General features: G+C 74.6%; 9 protein-coding genes. 3 read left to right on the top strand and 6 right to left on the bottom strand.

The genetic code is table 11. The features are described from left to right. From FA014_RS15255 to FA014_RS15265, 3 genes are all read right to left on the bottom strand, one after another. Positions 1-1,597, bottom strand: a 1,597-nt coding sequence (locus tag FA014_RS15255) for a DHA2 family efflux MFS transporter permease subunit (protein ID WP_154730507.1), incomplete at its 3' end; no start/stop codon positions are given. A 136-nt stretch (positions 1,598-1,733) separates the two neighbouring features. Then, a complete protein-coding gene (locus FA014_RS15260; RefSeq protein ID WP_154730508.1) occupies positions 1,734-2,240 on the bottom strand; it encodes a MarR family winged helix-turn-helix transcriptional regulator in 507 nt (168 codons plus the stop codon). Between the two features lie 164 nt (positions 2,241-2,404). After that, positions 2,405-4,240 carry a gamma-glutamyltransferase family protein gene (locus tag FA014_RS15265; protein WP_230323222.1) on the bottom strand — a complete coding sequence of 612 codons (1,836 nt, stop codon included), beginning with the start codon at positions 4,238-4,240 and terminating at the stop codon, positions 2,405-2,407. Between the two features lie 198 nt (positions 4,241-4,438). On the opposite strand from FA014_RS15265, the gene FA014_RS15270 reads away from it, so the two are divergent. Next, entirely contained in the window at positions 4,439-5,278 is an 840-nt protein-coding gene (locus tag FA014_RS15270; RefSeq protein WP_154730510.1) for an LLM class flavin-dependent oxidoreductase, read from the top strand. Between the two features lie 94 nt (positions 5,279-5,372). Here FA014_RS15270 and FA014_RS15275 read toward each other — a convergent pair whose 3' ends face one another. The 3 genes from FA014_RS15275 to FA014_RS15285 all read right to left on the bottom strand — a co-directional run bounded on the left by FA014_RS15275 (position 5,373) and on the right by FA014_RS15285 (position 8,067). Further along, positions 5,373-5,951 (bottom strand): YdeI/OmpD-associated family protein, encoded by a 579-nt coding sequence (locus FA014_RS15275; RefSeq protein WP_154730511.1) that lies wholly within the window; start codon positions 5,949-5,951, stop codon positions 5,373-5,375. A 25-nt stretch (positions 5,952-5,976) separates the two neighbouring features. Continuing rightward, positions 5,977-7,500 (bottom strand): amino acid permease, encoded by a 1,524-nt coding sequence (locus tag FA014_RS15280; protein WP_230323221.1) that lies wholly within the window; start codon positions 7,498-7,500, stop codon positions 5,977-5,979. A gap of 102 nt (positions 7,501-7,602) precedes the next feature. Continuing rightward, the gene (locus FA014_RS15285) at positions 7,603-8,067 is read right to left on the bottom strand and encodes a tRNA (cytidine(34)-2'-O)-methyltransferase (protein WP_154730512.1); all 465 of its coding nucleotides are present in this window, start codon (positions 8,065-8,067) and stop codon (positions 7,603-7,605) included. A gap of 80 nt (positions 8,068-8,147) precedes the next feature. Between FA014_RS15285 and mgrA the strand changes: the two genes are divergently transcribed. Then, the gene (gene mgrA / locus FA014_RS15290; protein ID WP_154730513.1) at positions 8,148-9,188 is read left to right on the top strand and encodes an L-glyceraldehyde 3-phosphate reductase; all 1,041 of its coding nucleotides are present in this window, start codon (positions 8,148-8,150) and stop codon (positions 9,186-9,188) included. Then, positions 9,185-9,579: alpha/beta fold hydrolase (locus FA014_RS15295; protein ID WP_154730514.1), on the top strand; the 395-nt coding region annotated here is incomplete at its 3' end. The genes mgrA and FA014_RS15295, both read left to right, overlap by 4 nt.

The raw sequence follows: 9,579 nt of genomic DNA on the forward strand, positions 1-9,579 counted from the left end.
CGGCCACGACGGACTCGGCGGTCTGCTCCTGGTCGAGCAGCTGTTCCACGCCGGAGCGGCTGCCGAGCGGCACCTCCTTGAGGAACAGCACCGCGATGAGCGCGACCACGCCGAGCGGGACCGCGATGAGGAACAGGTCCGCGATGCCGTGGCCGTAGGACGACTCGATGATCGTCTTGAACGGCTCCGACAGGGCCGAGACGTCCGGCACCGAGGAGGTGCCGCCGCCGAGGGCGGCCGGGTCGACGCCCGCGGACACCATGCCGTCGGTGACGTAGCTGGTGATCCGGTTGCCGAGCACCGCGCCGAGGGCCGAGACGCCGATCGCGCCGCCGAGCGTCCGGAAGAACGCCACGGTCGCGGTGCCGGAGCCCGTCTCGGAGACGTCCAGGGTGTTCTGCACCGCGAGGACGAGGTTCTGCATCAGCATGCCGACGCCCGCGCCCATGATGAACATGAACAGGCCGACCAGGACGAAGCTGGTGTCGTACCGGATGGTGCCCATGAGGGCGAGGCCGCCGGTCAGCAGGACGGCGCCGGCGATCATGAAGCCCTTGTAGCGGCCGTACTTGGTGATGAGCCGCCCGGAGATCGTCGACGAGATGAACAGGCCGAGGATCATCGGGATCGTCAGCAGGCCGGACTGCGTCGGGGTCTTGCCGCGCGCGACCTGCATGTACTGGCTGAGGAACACCGAGGTGCCGAACATCGCGACGCCGACCGCGACGGACGCGATCACGGAGAACACCAGGGTGCGGTTCTTGAACAGGTGCATCGGGATGATCGGGTCCGCGACCCTGTTCTCGACCAGCACGGCGATCGCGAGGACCACGAGGGCGCCGATCACCATGACGGCGGTCTGCCAGGAGATCCAGTCGAACTTGTCGCCGGCGAAGGTGACCCAGAGCAGCAGCGACGCGATGCCCACGGAGATGAGCGCGGCGCCCCAGTAGTCGATGTTCACGACCTTGCGGGCCAGCTGGGGCAGGTGCAGCGTGCGCTGCAGCACGATGATCGCGGCGACCGCGAACGGCAGGCCGACGAAGAAGTTCCAGTGCCAGGACAGGCTGTCGGTGATGACGCCGCCGAGGAGCGGGCCGCCGACCATGCCGATGCCCATGATGCCGCCCATGAGGCCCATGTACCGGCCGCGCTCGCGGGGGCTCAGGATGTCGGCGAGCAGGACGGTCGCCAGGGCGGTCAGGCCGCCGGCGCCGATGCCCTGGAACGCGCGCATGCCGATGAGGAAGCCGACGCTCTGCGAGAAGCCGGCCGCCGCGGAGGACAGCACGGAGATGACCAGCGCGATCTGGATGAGGAGCTTGCGGTTCACCAGGTCGGCGAGCTTGCCCCAGATCGGCGTGGTGATCGTGGTGGTCAGCAGGGTCGCGGTGACGACCCAGGTGTAGGACGACTGCGACCCGTTCAGGTCGCTGACGATCTTGGGCAGGGAGCTCGACACGACGCTCGTGGCCAGGATGGACACGAACATGCCGAGCAGGATGCCGGAGAGGGCCTCCATCACCTGCCGGTGGCTCATCGCGGGCGCGGGCCCGCTGTCGACGGTCGGGCTCTCGGCCCGGGTGGTGCTGCTCATGGGTGTGGTCTCTGCTTTCGCCCTGGGATGCGGTGCCCGGCGCCGTCGGCGGACGTGGTGGTGTGGTGCGGCGCGGCCGGTGCGGTCGCGTGCTGCGGGGGCCGGTGCGCGCGGCTGCGCACCGACCCGGGTCGGGTCAGGTGGCCGTGGCCAGCACCGGGATGCCGGCGGCGACGGTGTCCGCGGCGGTCGCGCGGGCGCCGAACTCGGCCATCGTGTCGGCGATCCGCTCGAGGGTGGCCGACGCGTCGGCCAGCTCGGCGGGGGTCCACGCGCTGAACGCCGCGGCGGCGCGCGCGTCCATCGCCGTCTTGGTGTCGGCGGTGAACGCCCGGCCGCGCTCGGTCAGCCGGACGGTGCGGACGCGGCGGTCGGTGCCCGGCGCGTCCGGGGTGCTGCGCTCGGCGTACCCCGCGTCGACCAGCGCGCTGGCCTGCCGGCTCGCGACGGAGATGTCGACGTGCAGGTGCTGCGCCACGTCGCCGATGCCCAGCTCGCCGGCCTTGTCGAGCAGCCACAGCAGGCTGAGCGCGGCGCGGGGGCAGTCGAGGTCGCGGGCCAGCTCGGTGCCGACCTCGCGCTGCACGCGCTGCAGACGCGCGATGGCGTCGATGAGCACGCGGTAGGCGGGGGTGCTGGGCACGGCGGGGACCTCTTTCATTGGTTGCAGCAGGCAAACTATCACAACAGTTGCGCGGGGCAACTTGTTCCGCGGGTGATGTGAGCCCCCTCACCCGGCCCCGAGCGGGCTCGGGCAGAGCACTCCGCTCCCGGGCCCGGACGGACGGGCGGGACGGGTCGGGGCCGTCAGCGGCCGGCGGCGTAGCCCTGCATCCCCCGCGGGTTCGCCGCCGCGTGCAGCATCCCGTCCGGCCGCACGCCCGCGGCGCTGACCCGGCCCAGGCTCCACGGCCCCGCGTCCCGCACGGCGTGGCCGCGCCGCGCGAGCTCCGCCAGGACGTCCGCGCCGAGCCGGGACTCGGCCTCGACGCCGCGCCGGGTGCTGGTGCGGGGGTGGAACGACGACGGCACGTGCGTCGAGTGCCAGCCCGGCGCGTCGATCGCCGCCTGCAGGTCGAGCCCGCCGAGGAGGTGGTGCAGCAGGAACGGGATCGTCCACTGGTCCTGCTGGTCGCCGCCCGGGGTGCCGAACGCGAACCCGCCGCCGTCGCGGAGCACCAGGCCGGGGCTCAGCGTGGTCCGCGGCCGGCGTCCGGGGGCGAGCGACGACGGCAGGCCGGGCTCCAGCCAGAACATCTGCGCGCGGGTCGGGAGCCCGAACCCGAGGCCGGGCACGACGGGCGAGCTCTGCAGCCAGCCGCCGGACGGCGTGGCGGACACCAGGTTGCCCCAGCGGTCGACCACGTCGACGTGGCAGGTGTCGCCGCGGGTCTCGCCGGACGGGCGGACGTCGAGCGCGGGCCCGTCGACCGCGGCGGCCCCGTCCGCCGTCGCGGGGCCGCGGGTCGGCTCGCCCGTGCCCAGCACCGGCCCGCCCGCGGCGTCCTCGTACCGCCCGGGCCAGACGAGGGCGCCGTCGGGCCCGGCGGCCGGTTCCCCGAACAGCGCGGCCAGCCGCGGCGTGCGCCCGCCCGGCGACCCGGGGCGGACCCCGTCGGACGCCGACGGCCCCACCAGCCGCGCCCGCTCCGCGGCGTACGACCGGGACAGCAGCACGGGGAGGACGTCGCGGTCGACGGGGTCGCCGTACCAGGCCTCCCGGTCGGCGAACGCCAGGTCCGTCACCTCGAGCGCGGTGTGCACCAGCTCGGCCGATCCGAGGTCCGCGTCAGCGACGCCGAGCTCCTCCAGCAGCCGCAGCTGCTGCAGCAGCACCGGCCCCTGCCCCCACGCGGCGGTCTTGTGCACCTGCACGCCCGCGAAGTCCACGGCGACGGTGGGCTCCTCGGTGGCCCGCCAGGCCGCGAGGTCGTCGGCCGTGAGCAGGCCGGCGTGCGCCTCGCCCGAGGAGTCGAGGACGGGCTCCCGGACGAACGCGGCCACCGCCTCCGCCACGAAGCCCTCGTAGAACGCGCGGCGCGCGGCCTCGATCTGCGCCAGCCGGTCGGTGCCCGCGGCGCGCGCCTCGGCGAGCACCCGCTCGTAGGTGCCGGCGAGCGCCGGGTTCCGGAACCGGGCGCCCGGCTCGGGGACGCGGCCGCCGGGCAGGTAGGTCGCGGCGGACGTGGGCCAGTGCTCGGCGAACAGCCGCTCGACGGTCCGGATCGTCCGCACGGCGGCGGGCACCAGCGGGTAGCCGTCCCGGGCGTAGCCGATCGCCGGGGACAGCACGTCGGCCAGCGGCAGGGTGCCGTACCGGGCCAGCAGGTCGAGCCACGCGCCGAACGCCCCCGGGACGACCGCCGCCAGGTGCCCCGTGCCGGGGACGACGTCGAGCCCCTGGTCGGTGTACGCCGCGATCGTCGCCGCGGCGGGCGCCGTGCCCTGCCCGCACACCGTGAACGTGTGCCCGTCCGCGGCCCGGTGCCCGATGATCGGGGCGTCGCCGCCGGGGCCGTTGAGGTGGGGCTCGACCACCTGCAGCGTGAACCCGGCCGCCGCGGCCGCGTCGAACGCGTTGCCGCCCGCCTCCAGGACGGACTGCCCGACGGCGCTGGCGAGCCAGTGCGTGGAGGCGACCATGCCGTGCGTGCCGACGAGCTCGGGGCGGGTGGTGAACACGGGCGGCTCCGGGTGGCGCGGGCGGGGCGGGGCGTCGCCCACGGTACGTCGACCCCCCCGCCGACGTGCGGCCGGGGGCCGTGTCGGAGGTCGTCGGTACCGTGGCGGACCCAGGACCACGGTCGACGACCGGGTGGGCACGGCGACGAGGGGGACGCGATGAAGTTCGGCATCGTCGGGACGTTCGGCACGGTCGACCAGCTCGTGGGGCTGGCGGCCGAGGCGGAGGACGCGGGCTGGGACGGCTACTTCACGTGGGACGCGGTCGACATCGGGGTCGACGGCGACGTGTGGGACCCGTGGGCGGTGCTCGCGGCCGCCGCCGTCCGCACCGAGCGGATCACGCTGGGCGCGCTGGTGTTCGCGCTGCCGCGGCGCCGGCCGTGGGTCGTGGCGCGGCAGGCGCTGACCGTCGACCACCTCTCGGGCGGCCGCCTGGTGATCCCCGCGGGGCTGGGCGTGCCGCTCGACCGCGCGTTCGCCGGCGTCGAGGGCGAGCTCACGAGCACGCGCGAGCGCGCCGAGCTCCTCGACGACCACCTCGCGATCCTCGACCTGGCGTTCAGCGGGGAGCCGTTCTCCTACCAGGGCACGCACCACCGGGTCACCGACCTGCAGTTCCGGCCCCGGCCGGTGCAGCGCCCGCGCGTGCCGATCTGGGTGGTCGGCGCGTACCCCAGCGAGCGGTCCATGGGGCGGGCGGTGCGGTACGACGGCCTGGTCCCGCAGCTGCGCGGCGACCGCGCGATGGACGAGCTCGGCCCCGCCGAGGTCGCGGAGATCGCCGCGTGGGTGCGCGAGCACCGGGCCCCCGACGCCGGCCCCTACGAGATCGTCCTGCAGGGCGTCCTGCCCGCGGACCCGGCGGAGGCGCGGGACCACGCCGCGGCGCTCGCCGAGGCCGGTGCGACGTGGTTCGTCGAGTCGCGCTGGGAGGGGCCTGGCTCGACGTACGCGGCGCTCACGGAGCGTGTCCGCCAGGGCGTCCCGCGGGGGTGAGCCGGCGGGGAGCGGCGCCGGGGACCTCGGTGTCCGGCGACGCCGGTCCGCGGGGACGCACCTCGGGGTGACACCGCCCGACCCCGACGACGCGTCACCGCCGCGCCGGCACGCCCTCCGCCGCCCGCGCCGCGACCTCGGCCACCCGCGCCGCCCGCGTCTCGGGGCGCCGGGCGTCGACCAGCCACCGCAGCACCACCTTGCGGGTGCTCGCCGGGAACCCGTCCCAGTGCGCCCGGGCCCCCGGCAGCGCGTCGAGAGCCGCCACGAGGTCCGGCGGGACGACCAGGTCCTCGACGTCGTCCAGCAGCGTCCACGAGCCGTCGGCCCGCGCGGCGGCGACGACGGCGGCCCCGGCCGGGCCCATCCGCCCGGCCGCCTCCAGCCGGGCGACCCGCTCCTTGCTCAGCCGGGACCACCCGCTGCCCCGGCGCCGGGGCGCGAACCACTGCCGGGTGCTGTCCGGGTCGGGCGCCCACGCCTGGCCGTCGATCCAGCCGACGGCCAGCGCCTCCGCGACCATCTCCTCGTAACCGAACGTCGGCCGCCCGGACGCCGGCTTCCACCGCACCAGCCACACGCCGTCCGAGGTGGCGTGGTGCTCGGCCAGCCAGGCGCGCCAGTCCTCGACGGTCTCGGCGTGGAACCGGGGCCGGTCGGCGAGCGGCGCCATCGTCCTGGCTTTCCGGCGCGCGCGGTCAGTGGCCGCCGGCGGGGGCGGGCAGGTCGTCGGCGGGGTCCGGCACCTCACCCCGGCCGACCCGCGAGTGCCGGTACGAGTAGGCGGCGTAGATCACGAGGCCGACGGCCAGCCAGGCCGCGAACCGCAGCCAGGTGAGCACCGTCAGGTTCGTCATCAGCCACAGGCAGGCGACGCCGGCCACGATCGGCAGGACCGGCGACCACGGCACCCGGAACCCGCGCTGCAGGTCCGGCCGGGTGCGGCGCAGGATCGGGATGCCGAAGCTCACCAGCACGAACGCCGACAGCGTGCCGATGTTGATCATCTCCTCCAGGCGCTCGACCTCGGACAGGCCGGCGATGAGGGCGACGATGATGCCGACGCCGATCTGCAGCCGGATCGGGGTCTTGTACGTGGGCGAGGTGCGGGAGATCCCGCGGGGGAGCAGGCCGTCGCGGCTCATCGCGAACACGATCCGGGTGAGGCCGAGCAGCAGCACCATGATCACGGAGGTCAGCCCGATCAGGATGCCGATCGAGATCACCTTGCCCGCCCAGTCCGCGCCGACCAGGACGAACGCGGTGGTCAGCGAGGGCGAGTCGGACGCCGCGAGCTCGGTGTAGGAGACCATGCCGGTGACGACGACGGTGACCAGGATGTAGAGCACCGTGACGATCGCGAGACCGCCGAGCACGCCGCGAGGCACGGCGCGCTGCGGGTTCTTGGTCTCCTCCGCGGTGGTCGCCACGACGTCGAACCCGATGAACGCGAAGAACACCAGGGCCGCGCCGGACAGGATGCCCATGACGCCGTACTGCGACGGGTCGAACCCGGACAGGAAGCCGAACAGCGGCTGCTCCAGGCCCGACGCCGACTCCGCGGGCTGCGACGGCGGGATGAACGGCGAGTAGTTGTCGGCGCGCACGTAGAAGAACCCGGCGACGATGACGAACAGCGTGATCGCGACCTTGATGATGGTGAAGATGCTGTTCACGCGGGTGCTGAGCTTGGTGCCCACGGCGAGCAGCGCGGTGAACACGCCGACGACCAGCACCGGACCCCAGTCGAGGTCGACCGGGCCCAGCTCCAGCGTCGTGGGGACGTCGATCCCGAACAGCCCGAACGCGTCCGACAGGTACACGCCCCAGAACTTCGCGATCACGGCCGCGGCCAGCAGCATCTCGAGGATCAGGTCCCAGCCGATGATCCACGCGACGAGCTCGCCCGCGGTGGCGTAGGAGAACGTGTACGCCGACCCGGCGACGGGGAGCGTCGACGCGAACTCGGCGTAGCACATGATCGCCAGCGCGCACACGACCGAGGCGATCAGGAACGAGATGATCACCCCGGGGCCGGCGTAGTTCGCCGCCGCGGTGGCGCCGACGGAGAAGATGCCCGCGCCGACGGCGACGGCCACGCCGAGGACCGCGAGGTCCCATGCCGTGAGCGAGCGCTTGAGGGACCGCTCCGGGTCCTCCACCGACGCCAGCGAGTCCTCGACGGACTTGCGGCGCAGCACGCTGCGGTTGCTGATGGCCACGGGGGACCCCCTCGGACGACGGCAGGACGCGCGCGAGCATGCCGAAGCCTGTGCCTCCTCGCACGCCGGGGTCCGGTGGGTGAGACCGGATCGGTCGACCTGTCAGATCCCGCCCGGGAAGCCTAGTTGCCGCCACGCCTCGTAGACAGCGGTGGCGGCGGCGTTGGTGAGGTTCAGCGAGCGGCGTCCCGGCTGCATCGGGATGCGCAGCAGGTCGGTCACCGCCGGGTGCTCCAGCGCCTCCGGCGGCAGGCCGGTCGGCTCCGGGCCGAACATCAGCACGTCCCCGTCGCGGTACTGCACGTCGGTGTACCGGCGCTCCGTGTGCGTGGTGAACGCGAACACCCGCGACGGCGCCAGCGCCGCCAGGCAGGCGTCCAGGTCGGGGTGCACGACGACGTGCGCGAGGTCGTGGTAGTCCAGGCCGGCGCGCTTCAGCCGCGGCTCGTCCATCACGAAGCCCAGGGGCTCGACCAGGTGCAGCGTCGCCCCCGTGGCGGCGGCCAGGCGGATGGCGTTGCCCGTGTTGCCGGGGATGCGGGGTTCGAAGAACACGACGTGCAGCACGCCGGTGATCCTCTCACCCGGGCGTTAGCGTGTGCTGCGGCGGGGCGACGAGTGCCCCGCCGACCTGCGAGAGGACCACGATGCCGACGATGCCCGTCTACCGCGCCGCCGATGACCGGTACGACGCCATGCCCTACCGCCGCACCGGGCGCAGCGGGCTGGACCTGCCCGCCCTGTCGCTCGGCCTGTGGCACAACTTCGGCGACGTGAACCCGCTGGAGACGCAGCGCGCGGTCCTCCGCCGGGCGTTCGACCTCGGGATCACGCACTTCGACCTCGCGAACAACTACGGCCCGCCGTACGGCTCCGCGGAGGAGAACTTCGGCCGGCACCTCGCGCAGGACCTCCGCCCGTACCGCGACGAGCTCGTCATCTCGTCCAAGGCGGGCTACGACATGTGGCCCGGCCCGTACGGCGACGGCGGCTCCCGCAAGTACCTGCTGTCCTCGCTCGACCAGTCGCTGCGCCGGCTCGGCCTGGACTACGTCGACGTCTTCTACTCGCACCGGCCGGACCCGTCCGTGCCGCTCGAGGAGACGATGGGCGCGCTGCACACCGCGGTGACCAGCGGCCGGGCCCTGTACGCGGGCATCTCGAACTACTCGCCGTCGGCCACCCGCGAGGCCGCGCGCATCCTCGCCGACCTCGGCACGCCGCTGCTCATCCACCAGCCGTCGTACTCGATGTTCAACCGGCACGTCGAGCAGGTGGCCGAGGGGGAGACGGAGTCGCTGCTGGACGCCGTGGGCGACCTCGGCATCGGCATGATCGTGTTCTCGCCGCTGGCCCAGGGGCTGCTCACCGGGCGGTACCTGTCGGGCGACGTCCCGGCCGGCTCCCGCGCGGCGACCAGCCGGTTCCTGTCGGCCGAGCAGATCGGCGACACCTACCTGGCGCGCGCCCGGGCGCTGAACGAGATCGCCGGGGCCCGCGGGCAGTCCCTCGCCCAGCTCGCGCTCACCTGGGTGCTGCGGGACCCGCGCGTCACCTCGGCGCTCATCGGGGCCTCCTCGGTGGCGCAGCTCGAGGACAACGTCGCCGCGCTCCGGGCCGAGCCGCTCACGGCCGAGGAGATCGCCGCCATCGAGCCGCACGCCGTCGACGGGACCGCGCGCCGGTGAGTGCGGCTCCGGTCGTGCTGCTGCACGGGCTCACCGACGCCGCCACGTGCTGGCCGACGGTGCTGCCGCGCTACGCCGGCACCCGGCCCGTGGTCGCCCTCGACGCCCGCGGCCACGGCGGCACGCCGCTGCCCGACGAGCCGTTCACCGTCGCCGCGCTCGCCGCCGACGCGGCGGCCGCGCTGCGGGCGCTCGACCTCGGGCCGGCGCTGGTCGTCGGGCACTCCATGGGCGGCGTGACCGCGGAGGAGCTGGCGCTCGCGGCACCGGACCTGGTCGCCGGGCTGGTGCTGGAGGACCCCGCGTGGCTGACGGTGGAGCCCGACGGCGTGGCGGCGCCGGCGGCGGACGGGGCCGTGGTCGGCGTGGCCGGCGCGGGTGGGGCCGGGGC

The organism is Cellulomonas hominis (assembly GCF_005239125.1).
Taxonomy (GTDB): Bacteria; Actinomycetota; Actinomycetes; order Actinomycetales; family Cellulomonadaceae; genus Cellulomonas; species Cellulomonas hominis_A.